14 protein-coding genes and 1 pseudogene are annotated in these 15,102 nt (G+C 68.4%); 2 read left to right on the top strand and 13 right to left on the bottom strand.

The genetic code is table 11. The features are described 5' to 3' along the window. Position 1: 1 nt before the first annotated feature. Positions 2-1,018, top strand: coding sequence for an MraY family glycosyltransferase (locus C4313_RS02500; protein WP_352428299.1), 1,017 nt, complete (start codon positions 2-4; stop codon positions 1,016-1,018). 46 nt (positions 1,019-1,064) lie between these two features. After that, a complete protein-coding gene (locus C4313_RS02495) occupies positions 1,065-1,448 on the top strand; it encodes an SH3 domain-containing protein (RefSeq protein ID WP_352428298.1) in 384 nt (127 codons plus the stop codon). 21 nt (positions 1,449-1,469) lie between these two features. On the opposite strand, the gene hpf is transcribed toward C4313_RS02495, so the two are convergent. The 13 genes and pseudogenes from hpf to C4313_RS02430 all read right to left on the bottom strand — a co-directional run. Then, positions 1,470-2,012: a ribosome hibernation-promoting factor, HPF/YfiA family gene (hpf, locus tag C4313_RS02490; RefSeq protein WP_352428297.1), complete on the bottom strand. Its 543-nt coding sequence runs from the start codon at positions 2,010-2,012 to the stop codon at positions 1,470-1,472. A 61-nt stretch (positions 2,013-2,073) separates the two neighbouring features. Further along, entirely contained in the window at positions 2,074-2,790 is a 717-nt protein-coding gene (locus C4313_RS02485) for a ComF family protein (protein ID WP_352428296.1), read from the bottom strand. 4 nt (positions 2,791-2,794) lie between these two features. Beyond that, on the bottom strand, positions 2,795-3,730 hold the full coding sequence (locus C4313_RS02480) for a type II secretion system F family protein (protein ID WP_352428295.1): 936 nt from the start codon (positions 3,728-3,730) through the stop codon (positions 2,795-2,797). Positions 3,731-3,740: 10 nt separating this feature from the next. After that, on the bottom strand, positions 3,741-4,706 hold the full coding sequence (locus C4313_RS02475; protein WP_352428294.1) for a type II secretion system F family protein: 966 nt from the start codon (positions 4,704-4,706) through the stop codon (positions 3,741-3,743). A 36-nt stretch (positions 4,707-4,742) separates the two neighbouring features. Beyond that, positions 4,743-6,137 carry a TadA family conjugal transfer-associated ATPase gene (locus tag C4313_RS02470; RefSeq protein WP_352428293.1) on the bottom strand — a complete coding sequence of 465 codons (1,395 nt, stop codon included), beginning with the start codon at positions 6,135-6,137 and terminating at the stop codon, positions 4,743-4,745. 30 nt (positions 6,138-6,167) lie between these two features. Then, positions 6,168-7,373, bottom strand: coding sequence for a CpaE/TadZ family protein (locus tag C4313_RS02465; protein ID WP_352428292.1), 1,206 nt, complete (start codon positions 7,371-7,373; stop codon positions 6,168-6,170). Positions 7,374-7,403: 30 nt separating this feature from the next. Next, positions 7,404-8,399: a Flp pilus assembly protein CpaB gene (gene cpaB, locus C4313_RS02460; RefSeq protein ID WP_352428291.1), complete on the bottom strand. Its 996-nt coding sequence runs from the start codon at positions 8,397-8,399 to the stop codon at positions 7,404-7,406. Between the two features lie 270 nt (positions 8,400-8,669). Then, positions 8,670-8,999: a hypothetical protein gene (locus C4313_RS02455; protein WP_352428290.1), complete on the bottom strand. Its 330-nt coding sequence runs from the start codon at positions 8,997-8,999 to the stop codon at positions 8,670-8,672. Between the two features lie 74 nt (positions 9,000-9,073). After that, entirely contained in the window at positions 9,074-12,184 is a 3,111-nt protein-coding gene (locus tag C4313_RS02450; protein ID WP_352428289.1) for a CLIPPER-2 domain-containing protein, read from the bottom strand. A 77-nt stretch (positions 12,185-12,261) separates the two neighbouring features. Next, positions 12,262-13,572, bottom strand: a complete 1,311-nt coding sequence (locus C4313_RS02445) for a pilus assembly protein TadG-related protein (RefSeq protein ID WP_352428288.1) — start codon at positions 13,570-13,572, stop codon at positions 12,262-12,264. Positions 13,573-13,625: 53 nt separating this feature from the next. Beyond that, on the bottom strand, positions 13,626-14,084 hold the full coding sequence (locus C4313_RS02440; RefSeq protein WP_352428287.1) for a TadE/TadG family type IV pilus assembly protein: 459 nt from the start codon (positions 14,082-14,084) through the stop codon (positions 13,626-13,628). Between the two features lie 8 nt (positions 14,085-14,092). Beyond that, on the bottom strand, positions 14,093-14,656 hold the full coding sequence (locus tag C4313_RS02435) for a TadE family protein (protein ID WP_352428286.1): 564 nt from the start codon (positions 14,654-14,656) through the stop codon (positions 14,093-14,095). Positions 14,657-14,775: 119 nt separating this feature from the next. Then, positions 14,776-15,102: pseudogene (locus C4313_RS02430) on the bottom strand (hypothetical protein); the annotation flags it as partial.

Genomic DNA, 15,102 nt, shown 5'->3' with positions numbered 1-15,102 from the left:
GATGGCGCCGCAAACCATCTGGTTGTTGATCGTGCTGGGGGCCATGGCGATCGCCCTGGCGGTCACCCCGGTGGCCCGCTGGGTGGCCCTCCGGATCGGGATGGTGGACCATCCCGCCCCGCGCAAATTGCATGCCCGGCCGGTGCCTTTGCTGGGAGGTCTCGCGCTGTATCTGGCCGTCCTCCTGGTCCTGGTGATCCTGGAAGATCGATACAATCTCCACCAACTGGCCAGCGTTCTCCTCGGGGCGACGGCGATCTCGTTTCTGGGGATCTGGGACGACCGGTGGGGGCTGCGGCCGCTGATCAAACTGGCCGGCCAAGGGGTTATCGCCGGGGCGGTCATGGCCACCGGGGTGATGATCGGGCTGTTCCCGTGGCCGGCTCTGAACGCGCTGATCACCCTGCTCTGGCTGGTGGGCATCACCAACGCCTTCAACCTGATCGACAACATGGACGGCCTGTCAGGGGGGATCGGTGCGGTCTGCGCGGCCTTCTTCCTGCTCCTGGCGGCCCTCAACGGCCAGTATCTGGTCGGGGCCTTGGCGGCGGCGGTGCTGGGGGCGTGCCTCGGCTTCCTGCGCTACAACTTCAACCCGGCCTCGATTTTCATGGGCGACACCGGGAGCCTCTTCCTGGGCTTCCTGATGGCGGTCCTGGGGATCAAGTTGCGCTTCCCGAACAACGTCGCCTTCGTCACCTGGATGGTCCCCGTGCTGGTCCTCGGGGTTCCCATCTTCGACACCGTTCTGGTGGTCTTCTCCCGGCTTCGTCGGGGGCTGAACCCGCTGACCATGCCCGGTAAAGATCATCTCTCCCATCGGCTGGTGCGGGCCGGCCTCACCCATCGGGAGGCCGTCCTGATCCTCTATCTGGTCCAGGTGGCCCTGGGGGTGCTGGCGATGTTTATCGCCATGGCCGGGGCCGTGGAGAGCTATCTGATCGGAGGGCTGGTCGGCGGGATGGCGCTCTGGGCCCTGGGGCGGCTGGAGCGGCCCCCTTTCTGGGATGGGAAGTAGATGGAGCCGTATGCGGATCCGTGGCCTCGGGATCGGGGTGGGAGGGATGGTGTTGCTGATCGGCCTCGCCGTAGGCCTGGCCGGGCTGCGCCCGGCGGCCCGACGGCCTCCGCCGACGGCCGTCGCCCGGATCGTGTGGACCACCACGGTCCCCACGGAGCGGCCCGCGACGCCCTCCCCAACACCCTCCCCGACGCCCACTCCGGAAGCCCACCGTATGGTCGTTGCTGGGACGGGGGGACTGGGGTTGCGGCTCCGGGAGGGCCCAGGGCTGCAGTATGCGGTCCTCGCGGTCCTGCCGGAGGGCACCGCCGTCTGGGCCTTTCCCCGCTGGGCGGAGGCGGATGGCCTGCGATGGCGTTGGGTGCAGACCGAGGATGGAGGGTCCGCCGGCTGGGCGGCGGAGCCCTATCTCCTAGCGGAGCCGTGATCGGTCCCGGGGCGCTTTTCCTCAGGCCAGTTCCGGCTGGATCAAACCGTAGTTGCCGTCCCGGCGGCGGTAGACCAAGTTGATGCTGGCGGTCTCGGGGTTATAGAAAAGGAAGAAATCGTGGCCCAGCAGTTCCATCTGCTCGACGGCCTCCTCCGGTGTCATCGCCGTCACCGCGAAGCGCTTGACCTTCACGATGCGGCCGGCCGGCTCAGAGGCCGCCTCGGGAGGGGCAGAGGGCGCTGCCTCGTCGGGGCGGAGGCGCCCCTCCCGCCGCCCTTTGAAGCGCTCGATGCGACGTTCCATCTTGTCGACCACCAGATCGATGGCCGCCAGGAGATCCGCGTGGCGCTCCTCGGCCCGGAGGAGGAGGCCGGGCGTCATCCGGATGGTCAGTTGGGCGATCTGCCGCTGATCACGGCTGCGGGTGTTCTCCTGGGCCAGTTCCAGTTCCGCCTGGGAGATCGTCGGGAGGAACCGCTCGAGCCGGGCGATCCGCTTGCGGGCGTAGGCCTCGATCGGCTCGGTCACCTCAATGTTGCGCCCCCGGATGATCAGTTCCATCGACAGGCCTCCAGATCGGATCTTCCCGCCAGGCGGGGGAACCTCTTCACACACATTAAATCTAAACCCAACGGGGGGTCCGGGCCAAGGTGAAGCCCCAGACGGAGCGGGCCCCGGCCCGGTAGAGGGCAGCGGCGCATGCCTCCAGGGTCGCCCCAGTGGTGCACACGTCGTCGACGACCACCACCCGTCGCCCGTCCACGCGCTGTGGGTCGGCCTGGAACGCCTCTCGGACGTTCTCCCGTCGCGCTGCCCGGCTTAGCCCGACCTGGGAGGGGGCGCCTCGGATCCGACGCAAGGCCGTCTCCTCCAGGGGCAAGCCCAGCCGCGCCGCCATGGCCCGGGCGAGGAGGGCCGCCTGATTATAGCCCCGTTCTCGCTGGCGGGCTGGGGCGGCGGGGGCCGGGAGGACCAGGTCGGCCTCTAAGGAGAAGCGGGACCACCCCTCGGCCATCAGGGAGGCCAAGGCCTGGGCCACGGCGAACCGCCCGTGAAATTTGATCTGATGGAGGGCGCGTCGGATCGGCCCGGCGTAGAGGCAGCAAGAGCGGATGCCGTCGAGGGCCGGGGGATCCTCCCGGCATCCCGGGCAGGGGCCCTCCCTGTCCCATGGAGCCCCGCAGGCGAAACAGACAGGGGGCTGGATGGGGGCCACCGCCTGGGCGCACGCCGCGCACCACCAGGCCCCGGGGCGCCCGCAGCCCGCACAGCGAGGCGGGAGGAGGAGGTCCAGGGCCTCCTCCAGGCGTCGGACGAGCCAGGGAAGGAGGTAGGCCATTGGTTCAGGGAAAGGCGTTGCCGAAGAACTGCTTGATGACGATCAACACGGCCGGCCCCAGGAGGACCACGAACATGGCCGGGAAGATTAGGAAGACCAGTGGGAAAAGCATCTTGATGGGGGCCTGGCGGGCCAGTTCCTCCGCTCGCTGCCGGCGACGCAGCCGCATCTGATCCGCCTGGATGTGCAGGACCTTGGCGATGCTGGTGCCAAGTTGCTCGGCCTGGATGATGGCGGCCACGAAGGAGGTCATCTCCGGCAGATCCACGCGGGCGGCCATGTCCCGCAGGGCATCCTTGCGAGCGCGGCCCAGGGCGATCTCGTGCAACACGCGGGCGAAGGCCCGGCCCAGTTCGTTGTCCCAGCGCTCGGCCACCCGTTGCATCGCCGCGTCGAACCCCAGGCCGGCCTCCACACAGATCACCAGCAGGTCCAGCGCGTCGGGGAGCGTCTTCAGGATCTCCCGCTTCCGCCGGGCGATCTGCTGATTGAGCCATATGCGGGGATAGAAGAACCCCAGGCCGCCGATGGCCAGGCTCAGGGCCCAGCGATGCATGGCCGGCGCCCGCAGGAGCAAGACGTGAGACAGCCCGAAGAGGGCGAGGCCGGCGAGGATCTGAAGCACGAAGAACTCCGCGGGGCCCAGGCGGACCGGGTTCCCGGCCAGTTCGAGGCGGCGGCGGGTATCCTCGATCAGGGACTGAGGGGTGAAGCGGGCGACGAATTCCCCGATCTGGCGGAGGAGGGGGACGATCACCCGTTGGGTGAAGGGGATGGAGAGTTCGATCTCCTCCAGGGAGACCGGGACGTCGCGGGCGGCGAACTCCGCCAGCCGTGCCTGGATCAGCTCCTCCTCGCGGGGCGCGCCGAGGCCCACAACCACCGCGATGGCGATCAGGCCGATGGCCAGGATCGCCAGGATCAGGACTGTGCTCAGCATTTTGGCCTCTCTACACCTCGATGCGCACGATCCGCTGGATCACGAAGAACCCGATGAGCATCATCACGATCGTGCATGCGATCATGAAGTAGCCTATGATACCGCTGTTGAAGAAGTTGAGCATGTAGTCCCGGTTGATACCGAACAGGATCAGGCCCAGTCCGATGGGGAGGAAGATCAGGACGTAGCCGCTGAGCATCTGCTGGGCGGTCAGGACGCGAATCTCCCCCTTGATGCGCACCCGCTCGCGGATGGTGAAACTGATGGTGTCCAGGATCTCCGCCAGGTTCCCCCCGACCTCCCGCTGGATGAGGATGGCGGTGACCAACATCTCCAGGTCGTCGCTGCGCACGCGCCGCAGCATGTTCTGGAGGGCCTGCTCCAGTGACAGGCCGAGTTGTTGCTCTTTGACCACGCGGTCGAACTCGGTCGCGATCGGGGGCGGGAGCTCCCGGGCCACGGCCTCCATGGCCTGGAGGATGCTGTAGCCGGCCCGCAGGCCGTTGACCATCAGGTTGATGGCGTCCCCCAGTTGGGCGTTGAAGGCGGCCAGGCGGCGGCGCTGCCGCCAGGCCACATACAGCCGGGGGGCGAAGAAGCCGGCCACCAGGCCCAACAGGGCAAGGGGGAGGAAGCGGAAGAACCACTGGCTCAGGAGGAACCCCAGGACCGCCATCATGATCTGGAGCACCAGGAACTCGGCCGGGGTTAACTTGAGGTCCGCCCGGGCCAACTGGAGGCGGAGGTCCTCAGCGAAGCCGCGGCCGGCGATGGCGCGGTTCAGGGTCTCGCTGAACGGCATGGCGCGCCGCGTTGCCGTCCGCGAGCGGGCGTCCTCCCGGCGGGCGGGGGCCGGCCCCGCGTAGCGCTCCAGCCGCTCGATGACCTCCTCTTCCCCTCCGCCGAAGATGTAGAGGAGGAGCAGGAGGAGGATGAGGGCGCTGCCCCCGATGAGGATGTAGAGTTGCAAGGACATCGGCTCCTCCCTTCCCCGCGTCGGCCGCCCTCCGGCTCACCGACGCCCGACGCCGAAGATCGCGGGCGGGAGCCGGATGCCGGCCGCCTCCAGGCGGTCCATGAACTTGGGGCGGATGCCGGTGGGGACCAGGCGGCCCACCACCTTGCCCCCTTCCATCCCGTATTGCTCAAACTTGAAGAGCTCCGTGGTGGTGATGATCTCCCCCTCCAACCCCTGGATCTCGGTGAGGGAGACGATCTTTCGGGAGCCGTCGCGCATCCGCGCCGTCTGGACGATCAGGTCGATGGCCATGGCGATCTGCTCCCGAATGGCGCGGTGGGGCAGGTCCGTCCCGGCCATCAGCACCATGTTCTCCAGACGGGCCAGGGCGTCCCGCGGGCTGTTGGCGTGGATGGTGGTCATGGAGCCCTCGTGGCCGGTGTTCATCGCCTGGAGCATGTCGAAGGCCTCGCCGCCGCGGCACTCCCCCACGATGATGCGGTCGGGCCGCATCCGGAGGGCGTTGATCACCAGATCCCGCATGGTGATCTCCCCTTTCCCCTCGATGTTGGGAGGGCGCGTCTCCAGGGTGACCACGTGCTCCTGACGCAACTGCAGCTCGGCCGCGTTCTCGATGGTGATGATGCGCTCCCCCTCCGGGATGAAGCCCGAGAGGACGTTGAGGAGGGTGGTCTTCCCGGAGCCCGTCCCGCCGGAGATCAAGATGTTGATCTTGGCCTGGACACAGGCCTTCAGGAACTCCATCACCTCGGGGGTGGCCGACCCCAGGCGGATGAGGTCGTCCACCGTGAGGGGGGTACGGTAGAACTTGCGGATGGTCACCACGGGCCCAATGAGGGAGATGGGCGGGATCACGATGTTGACCCGCGAGCCGTCGGGGAGGCGCGCGTCCACGTAGGGCACGCTCTCGTCCACCCGACGGCCCAGGGGGGCGACGATGCGCTCGATGATGCGCATCAGGTGGTCCTCGTCCTCGAAGACCACGTTGGTCCGCTCGATCTTCCCGTTGCGTTCGATGTAAACCTTCTTCGGCCCGTTGACCATGATCTCAGTGATGGTGTCGTCCCGAAGCAGGGGCTCCAGGGGGCCATAGCCGAGGATCTCAGCGACGATCTGCTCGAAGAGGCGCTGGCGCTCCAGGCGGCTGAGGACGATGTGGTCCTCAGCCAGGACGGCGTCGAACTTCTCCTCGATGAGGGCGCGCAGTTCTCCGGCCTGGGAGAAGTCCAGGTTGGGCTCCAGGTCGGCGAGCAGTTTGGCCTGGATCCGGTTCTTCAGATCGACGTAGGCATCCCGCATCCCCCCGGTGGTCGGCAGCGGGCGCCGGGGCGGAGGCGCCTCCGGGGTCGGATGGGGACGGGCGGGCTCCGGCCCCGGGGCGGGCGTTGGAGAGGGTTGGCTTCCCTGGATCCGCCGCAGCAACGACATCGTTCACCTCCTGCTGGTTTCAGGGATCCCTCAGCGGGCGGGGCGCCTTCGGGCCTCCCCGACCTCCTGGGGGGCGAACAGGGCTTCCTCCACTCGGGAGGCCAGTTGCAGCAGGGCCTGGGCGACGGGTTTGGCCCGCTGGGTCACCAGCGGGATCCCTCTGTTGATCGAGGTGAGCACAGACATCTCATCCCATGGGATCTGGGCCGAGATCGGGTGTTTGAGGGCTTGCGCCACCATCTCGGCGGTGATCCCGAAACGCCGGTCCACCTTGTTGAGGACCATCATGATCTTCTGAGGAGGATAGTTCAACTGGGCCGTCACATCGAAGAACAGCCGGGCGTTCTTGATGGTGGGGACATCCGGGGCGACCACCAGCAGGATCTGATCCGCCTCGTCCAGGATGGAGAGGGTGGGTTCGACCAGTTGGGTGTTGGTGTCGACGATCAGGACGTCGAAGAGCGAACGGGCCAGGCCCAGGATGGCGCGCATGGCCTTCTCCGTCACGTATTCGGCCAGTTCCGGGCGAGGCGGGGCCAGGAGCACCTTCAGCCCCGAGGTGTGGGAGAGCATCGAGAGGGTCAGGGCCTCGGCGTCCGGCTCCTCCAGTTGGGCCAGATCCGCCAGATGGCGCGGGCCCTGCATGTTGAGAAAGACGCCCACGTCTCCGAAGGGCAGGGAAGCATCGATCAGGGCCACTTTGCGTTCGGGCTTCTGGATGGCCACCGCCACGTTCACGGCGATCATCGTCGTGCCCACCCCGCCTTTGGGGCTGTAGACCGCCACGATCTTCCCTGGCGCGGGGCGACCGGCGGCCCCGGGCAGGGGGCCGGTGGGCGGCAGCACCGCCGGGGCCCGACGGGTTCGGTGGACCCGCCGGATGGTGGCCACCAGTTCGTCGGCGGAGAAGGGCTTGGGAAGGAAATCCCGGGCGCCGGCCAGCATGGCCCGCCGCAAGTAGTCGGCGTCGCTCTGGACAGACATCATCACCACTTGGGTCAGGGGGGCCACCTCCATGATCTGTTCGATGGCCTCGATCCCGCTCATCCCCGGCAGGTTGATGTCCAGCAACACCACGTCGGGCTGCCGCTCCCGGGCCAGCCGGACGCCCTCTTCGGCGGTGGCTGCTGCGCCCACCACTTCGATGTCGCTTTCAAAAAGGAGCAACCGTTTCAGGTTCTCCCGGGTCTCCGGGACATCGTCGACAATCAACACCCGGATCCGTTGCTCCGCCATAGGCCCTCCTGTGGGATCCGTCATCCGCCCTCATCGACAGGGCTCCCTGGCCCACTGATCCGGACAGCCCGGCGTGGTGTCCGCTTGCAGGGCGAAGTTGCCGGGGGGCGGCAGGGTGATCCCCAAGCGCGCCATCAGGGCTTCCAGGGTGACCGGATCCGTCCGCACCAGTTGGTTGTCGGTCGGGTTGCGCAGGGCGAAGTCCACCACCGCCCCGCTCTCCCGCAGCCACTGGAGCACCAGCGCGTCCTGCTGGTCCACCAGCAGGACGATGTATTGTTGGCGGGGCCGCGGGGTGGGCGTGGGCGTCGGGCCCGGTGCCGGGGTGGCCGCGGGGGCCGGCCGCATCGTTACCGGCGGCTCGAAGGCCCCTACCGTCAGCACTTCCACGTTCTGCAGCACCAGTTGGCTGATGCGATAAACCATCCGGGATTCCGGTTTCAGCTCCGACGTGGCCAGGTTAACCGCCTCGGGGGCCGGCATCCCCAGCGCGATCGCGCGACGGGCCAGGTCCTCATCCAATATTTTGGGCGATTTGATTTGGACAAAGGAGAACGTGACCAGGACGTCCACCCGGTCCCCCGGGGCGAGGTTGAAGGCGACCGCCGCCGCCTCGTCCACCGGGAAGGCGAAGGCCACCTTCCCCTTGGGCACGAACAGCGACGCCAGCGAGCCCCGGCGGGCGACCTCGGCGGGCTGCTCCGCCAGGTCCTCCGGGACGATCGGTTTCTGGCGAGGGATGTCGGCCCGCGCCACCTTGCCGATCACAACCTTCGGATCCTCAAAGGCTCCCTCCGGCAGCACCTCCACCGGCCAGCCCCGCAGCGTCACATCCGATTCGGTGATGACGGCCCCTCGCGGGATGTTCTGGGCGGCGATGACGATCGCCTTCAGGAAGGGTGGCGTCGGCGTGGCCGTCGGGGCCGGGCCTGCGGTGAACCGGGGCAGCACGATCAGCGCCCCCACCATGAGGGCCAGGACGACCAGGATGAGCAGCAACAACGTTCGATTTCGTCGTCGACGCATGGTGTCTCCTCGAGGCTCGAGATGGTCGCGCCCATGGGGTCGCCCCAAAGGCATCTCCAGTTTAATCCCCTCGAGGCCAGAAGGCCAGAGCCCTTCGTCCGGCCTGGACCTTTGTCCTACGCCCGCGGGGGCCCTGGTCGCGCACGCCGCCGCCAGAGGGCGAGGGCCAGGGCGAGGAAGGCGAAAAAGACAGCCCCTGCCAGGCCCACTGCATCGAAGCCAGTGGTGGGCAACCGTGCTGCAGGCGCCGCAGGTTCTGGAGCGGGTCCCCTACTCCCGACATCCGCCGACGGCGGGGGAGGGCCGATGGGGGCCGGCGTCGATGTCGGTGAGGGCATGGGGAAAACCGTTGGCGGGAGGGTGGGGGATGCGGTGGCGGTCGGCAGGGGCGGAGGCGACGGCGAGGGCGTGAAGGTGGGCGTGGCCGTCGGCAGGAGGGTCGGCGAGGGCGTGGGGGTGGCCACGGGTGAAGGTGCGGGCGTGAAGGTGGCCGTCGGCGGAGGGAGAGGGGTCGGGGTCGGCCCGGGCGTGGGAAATTGCGCCCAGACCCGCCCCACCGACCCCATCAAATATGCGACGCCGACCAGCCCCATAAGCCATCGCGCCTTCATCCGACCCTCCCATCGCCATCTATCCCTATTCTAGCCCCGAAGGTTCCGATGTAGAGGCCCTGTCTACGGGCCACGGAGGATCAGGGGGAGGAACAGCCGGAAAGGCTCCCCGGAGGGGCTCATCCAGACGGCGGGGGTGGTGTTGTTGTCCTCGTCGGTCTCGATGATGCAGCCGCGCCCCTCGAGGCCGAATTGGGGCGGCATCGGAAGGTCCACGACAGCGCGGACGGAGGCCGGGCGGGAGAGCGGAAGAGAGAAGGTCTGGCGCACCGATGCGCCGGGGCTCAGGAAGTATGGGAAGGGCAGGTTCAGGTAGTCCGTCTTCACGGGGACGCCGTCGGCCAGGAAGCCGATCAGCACCCAATGGCCGCAGTTAGCGGTAGGGCTGATGGTGCGAGCCGTCCCCAGCCCGATGTTGGTGAGCACCACGGTGAAAGTGACGTTCCGACCGTCCCCATCGATTGAGCCCGGCAGGATGGTTCCCACCAGGTCGGGGCCGGCCAACCGGGTCTGATCCATCCCCCGGAAGTCCGGCGCCAGGGGGCGCCCGGTGGTCCCGGTGGGGGTGATGAGAACGGTGTTCTGGAAGGGCCCTTGCACGTCCGAGACGTTGGCCGTCGTGCGGATCTGTGCCGCTAAGGTGAGGACCGTCGTCATCCGCGGCCCCAGGGACGGGAGGACCCGCACCCACTGCGTTGGGCTCACGAGGGTCCAGCCCGGGGTCTCGATCCCCGCGATCCATGGCCAGCCGGAGAGTATGTCGGTGACCTGAAGGCCGCTCACCGTCACCCATCCCGTGTTGGTCAGGGTGAGGGTGTAGCGCACCACTTGGCCCGCATCCGCCCATTCCGCGCCGTCGGTCTTGAAGACCTCGATGGCGTAGGGCTGGCGGACCAGGTGGGCGAGGGCGGTGGTGGAGAGGGGTGAGCCGGAAAGGGTCAGGGTCAAACCCGTGGTGAGCCATGTGCCATCGGCGATGAAGGGCGCATCGGTGACGCGCCCGGTGAAGGTCAGGGCGGCGTTTGCTCCCAGGACGGGCACCGTCCATTGGAGGCTGGAGCCCTGAGTCGCCACTGTGCCGGTGGAGGCCTGGATGGCGTCGGGGAGCAGGGCGACGGCCTCCGGCAGCGTGGCGGAGAGGACGAGGTTGGACCAGGCGGTGGGCGCCGGGTTGGTCACCCGCACCGTCACCGTAAGGCGGTCCCCCGGGACGACCTCGCTCCCGGAGGACGGGGAAGACCCGATGGAGAGGAGCAGGCTGGCCACCGGATGGGCGACGCGTTCGGTGGGGAGCGTCCCGAACTCGTCCGTCTGCAAAACGCCCACGTTCTCCACGGTCCCGGAGGTCGCCGTCACCGTCACGGCGAAGGTCACGGTGACCACAGCCCCCTGTTCCAGGGTCCCGACCTCCGCCAGCAGGCCGCTCTCGGTGGCCGTCAGGACCACCCCTGGGGAGGCGGTGGCCGAGCCGGGGCGGAAGGCCACCCCCGGCGGGAAGGTCTCTATCCAGCGCACCCCGTGGAGGACGGCCCCGCTGTCGTTGGTGACCACCAGGGTGTAAGTGATGGGATCCCCGGGAGCCCGCGGCGTCCCTGGCAGCGGGTCGGCCTGCTTGGCCCGGCGGGGCGGCTGGTCGGGCACCTCGTAGCGCACGTTGAGGTTGAGCAGCGCTGGGGCGGTCAGAGGGTTCGTCGTGCTCAGCGCTACCTCAACTTGAAGGCCCTGGGCGTAGGCGGCCAGAGGGACCACGGCGGTGACTTCCCCTGTCTCCGTGATGAGGATCCAGTTCCCCCAATCCGACCATGGGAGCCCCTCCTGGGCCTGGAGGCGGAATCGCAGGGCGATATCGGTCCCGGCCGGGCGCAGGACATGGGCCTCCAGGGCCTGGAGTTGCCGCCGACGGTCCAGGCGGAAGGGCGGGGCCAGGTAGCGCCCATCCGACAGGAAACGGCCGCTCCCCTCGGCGCTCAGGCGGCCGGCGTTGATGTGGGTGAGAGGGGTCTCCTCTGACATGCCGGGCCTCCAGTAGCGGCCCCCGATGACGTAAACCCAGCCGTCGGGGAGGACCACCATGGCGTGGGCGTGGCGGGGCGGGGTGATCACGGAGGTGGCCGTCCAGGTGAGGACCTCTCCGCTGTCGGCGGTGACGCCGGCGCGCACATCGGCGCTGGGCTCGGCCAGGTTGTTCTGAAGCCCGCCGCTGGTCAACAGCATCCCGCCGTAGCCGATGACGGCCAGTTCAAACAGGTTGTTGTCCAGGGCGGTCGTTCGGGCGAACGGTGCCCGCAGCGTTCCCTCCCCCAGCGGGGCGAACCAGACTTCAAAGGTGGGAGATCCCCCCGTCATGGTGATGCCGCCGATCACATAGAGATACCCCTGTTCGGCCACGACGGCATGGCCGTAGAGGGGCTCTGGCAGCGTCCGGGAGAGGACCGTCCATCCGGCGATCTGGCCGGTGGTGGGGTCGGGACGGGCGACCAGGATGGTCTGGGTGGGGCTGCCGGTCGCATCCAGCCCGCCCACCACGTAGAGCCATCCGTTCCAGGCGGCGAGGCCGAAACTCTCCCGACCTTCAGGGAGGGGCGCCGTGGCGGTGAAGGGGGAAAGGCTCCCGTCGGCCCCGATCCTGGCGAAGGCGACCGTGGCCTGGGGGGTTGCACCAGGGAGCGGCTCGCGGCGGCCGCCGATCACGTAAAGGAAATCGTTGACCACGGCGGCCCCGCCGTAGGAGAGGCCGGAGGGGAAGAGCGCCGTCAGGTTGGTGGTCGCGGTGACCCACGGGGGGAGGGAGTGGTCGCTTTGGACAGCGGCGGACTGCACGATGGTGGCGGTGATCAGATGGCCGCAGCCGGTGCAGTTCTGTCCCCCGATCACGAACAGCCGTCCGCTAGTGAAGACAGCCGTGTGGCCCCAGCGGGGAGTCAGGCCGGTGGTCACCACGGTAGTGATCCAGTCGCCGGACAGGCCCACCCGGAGCAGGGAAACCGCTCCGTCGCCGAGGTCGGCCAGGCCGGTGCGCAAGAACTCGCCCGCGCTGAAGTCCGCCAGGGTGGTCCAGGAGAGGGTTTGCACCCCAGCCCTTGCGGGGCGGCCCATCGCCCCGAACAGCACCACCAGGCCGGTCCCCGCCAAGAGGATCGCTAGGCCAATCCGATACCAACCGTTGGTACGCATCGTCGACTCCCGGATCGGGAAGCCCGGTGGGGATGGCCGGGCCAGGAGGGAGGCCGTCCCCGGCCCGGCCATCGGCGCTACTGGAACAGGAAGAGATTCGGAGGCGTGGTCGGGCAGGCGTTCTCGTTATAGGTCAACTGGAAGTTGGCTCCAGAGACGTCGACCTCGTAGCCGAAGATGGCGCCGCTGCCCGTGAAGCCCCGGCTGCCCGAGAGGTTCACCAGGCCGTTCGGGGCGTAGATCAGGCCCTCCCAGGTGATGGCGGCGTAGGAGAGCTGGATGGCCCCGTTGGTGGTGTCGTTGGAGGTGGAGAAGAACAGCAACTGCCCCTTGCCGTCCGGCTCCCGGTAGAAGCCCCTGAAGAAGGCCTGGTCGTTGTTGGAGCTGGTGGACTTGATCTCGCCGTTGGCCACCACGGTGAAAGTCACCGTCCCCCCACCCTGGATGGTGACGTCGCCGTTGACCACATACAGGCCGTCACACAGTTTATAACGGCCTCCGGCGTTGGTCCCCGGCTGAGGGCAAGGGCCGGCGGATTTCAGGGTGATGGGGCCGCTGAAGTAATAACGGCGGGAGGCGTCCACCTGGTTCCATTTCGAGCCGCCAGGGAGGAAGTCCTCATATCGATAGAAGGCGGGCATGGGGAGATAGCCCCCCTGGCTCTGGGTCCGGCAGGTCCCGTTCCCCTTCCTCTCGGTCACATAATCGCAGACCCCGTTGATAGACATCTGTTGGCTGATGTTGATGTCGGCGTTGGAGTGGATGTTCCCGTTCACGACGCCGGCCTGGCCGCCCCCCGTGGCCTTGAGGACGTTGTTCTTGCAGTTGCCCGAGCATCCCGCGAAGAGGGCCCAGCCGTTGCAGGAGACGGGCGGCTGATAGACGGCCGTGGCCTCCGCGGAGACCCGCAGGGTGGCCTGGCCGATGACCCGGGCGACGAAGGCCGAGAAGGGGTTCTGGACCACCACCCGCACCCCCTTCACCGCGCGGGTCCCGATGGTCGCCGGCACGAACCCGCTGCCGATGGACCCGATGACGTTGCCGTCGGCGTCCGTGTAGTAGACCTGGATGTTGGCGTTATACGGGTCCCCAGGCTGGCCGTTGGTGTCTGGGATGCCGTGGGCCTCCACTGCGCCGTTGATGGCCCGCAGCAGGGCCGCCTCGGGGCATCCGTAGCCTTGGGGGTTGTTGCACCACGGCTTGGGGTTCCAGAGAAAGCGGGCGCCGGTCAGGGCCCCGGCGTCGGCGGCGTTCTGGGCGCGCCGGCGCTGGCCATAGGCGTTGCTCCCATCCAGGGCCAGGGCGGTCAGGGCCAGCAGGCCAACAAAGGCCAGGGCGATCAGGACCAGCGCCTGTCCACGGCTCCTGTCCAGACGGATCGTTTGCATGGCAGCCTCCTCCGAAGATGGTTCCTCCGCAGGGGTCGAAGGCGCGGCCGCCCTTACGGGGGTGGGCAGGCGTTGTTCCCGTGGTTCAGGGCCCGCTGAACGGCATAGGCGCGGAGGATCACCTGAGGGCCGAACATGGCCTGCATGATTGGCGTGATCATCGGGAACGAATAGGCCGTGGAGACCGTGATGGGCGTGCCGAAGCAAATCTGGGCCGGGTCGTTGGGGACCACCGTGATGGTCACCCAATACGGGTCCAGAGGGGTGCCGGGAGTTTGCCGGACGGCGATGAAGGTGCGGTCGTAGACGTTGTTGGGCGTGGCGCAATCGGGGCCGTTGGCGGCGCGGATGCAACGCGGGTTCATGGCCGCGTAGAGGGCCCCCTCCCCGGCGGCGTCCTGGATGGCCACCCAAGCCATATACATGCGGCCCAGGTCCAGCACCCCGGTGAGCAGCAACAGCAGCACCGTGGCGGCGAGGGTGAACTCGACCAGGCTCTGACCGCGGCGCATGGCTCCCCTCACGGTTTGGGCATGGCAATGCCGCTGATGGGGACCACCGAGCGCATCCCCGCGAAGCGCAGCGGCAGGCTGGGGGCGAAGGGCCGGATCAGGGGGGTCACGGCGCTGGCCTGCGAGCGGACCTCCACGTAGACCTGGTCGTTTAACTGCAGGACGTCCAAGGTCGGCAGCGCCTGCTGGGCGGGGTCGGAGGAGCAGCGGCCCAGCACCGTGCTGCTCTCGTTGGCCATCGGGCGGATGTATTCGATGGTGATGGTCACCTGGGCGCGCGGCGTGAGCACCAGGGTCGAGCGGGCGCGGTTGAGGACCTCGTCGCACTCCGCCGCCGTGACCTTGCCCCGGTCCGCGTCGTTGGCCCGGTGGAGGGTGGCCGCCGCGGCCCGCAGGCCCTCCCGGGCGGCGTTGGAGACCTCGGTGTAGATGAACAGCAGGCGCCCGAACTCCATGATGCCCAACATGAACAGCAGCAAGACCGGGAGGATCAGGGCGAACTCCACCAGCCCCTGCCCCCGGGACCTCTCTTCCCCCAGCCGCTGGATCGGAGGATGGCCCGCGATGGTCATCTTTTTCTTACCTCCTTGGGGAGAAACCGACTTTCCGGGCGGGAAGGTTACGGCCTTCGGGTCAGAGGGCAAGAGCCCAGGAAAAGCAGCGGGGCGCCAGCCGGCGCCCCGCTGGACGGTCAGGCGATCGACCGAGGAACTATTCGCCGCCCGGCCGCGGGGTCGGCGTGGGGGTAGGGGTGGGCCGCGGCGTCGGCGTCGCCGGAGGCGTGGGCATGGGCCTGGGCGTCGGTGTGTAAGTGGGCGTCCAGGGCGGGGTAGGGGTCCAGGTGGGCGTGGGCGTCCGCGTGGGCGTGCGGGTGGGCGTCCACGTGGCGGTTGGCGTGCGGCTTGGCGTGGGCGTGGGAGTGGGTGTTCGGGTCGGGGTGGGGGTGCAGATCGTGAGAGGACATGCTGTCGGCGTGGGCGTGGGAGTGGGCGTGCGGGTGGGCGTCCACGTGGCGGTT

The sequence above is a fragment of the Thermoflexus sp. genome (genome assembly GCF_040289485.1).
In the GTDB taxonomy this organism is placed as follows: Bacteria; Chloroflexota; Anaerolineae; order Thermoflexales; family Thermoflexaceae; genus Thermoflexus.
Note: the sequence above shows the minus strand (reverse complement) of the source record. Positions and strands in the feature narration are given on the sequence as shown.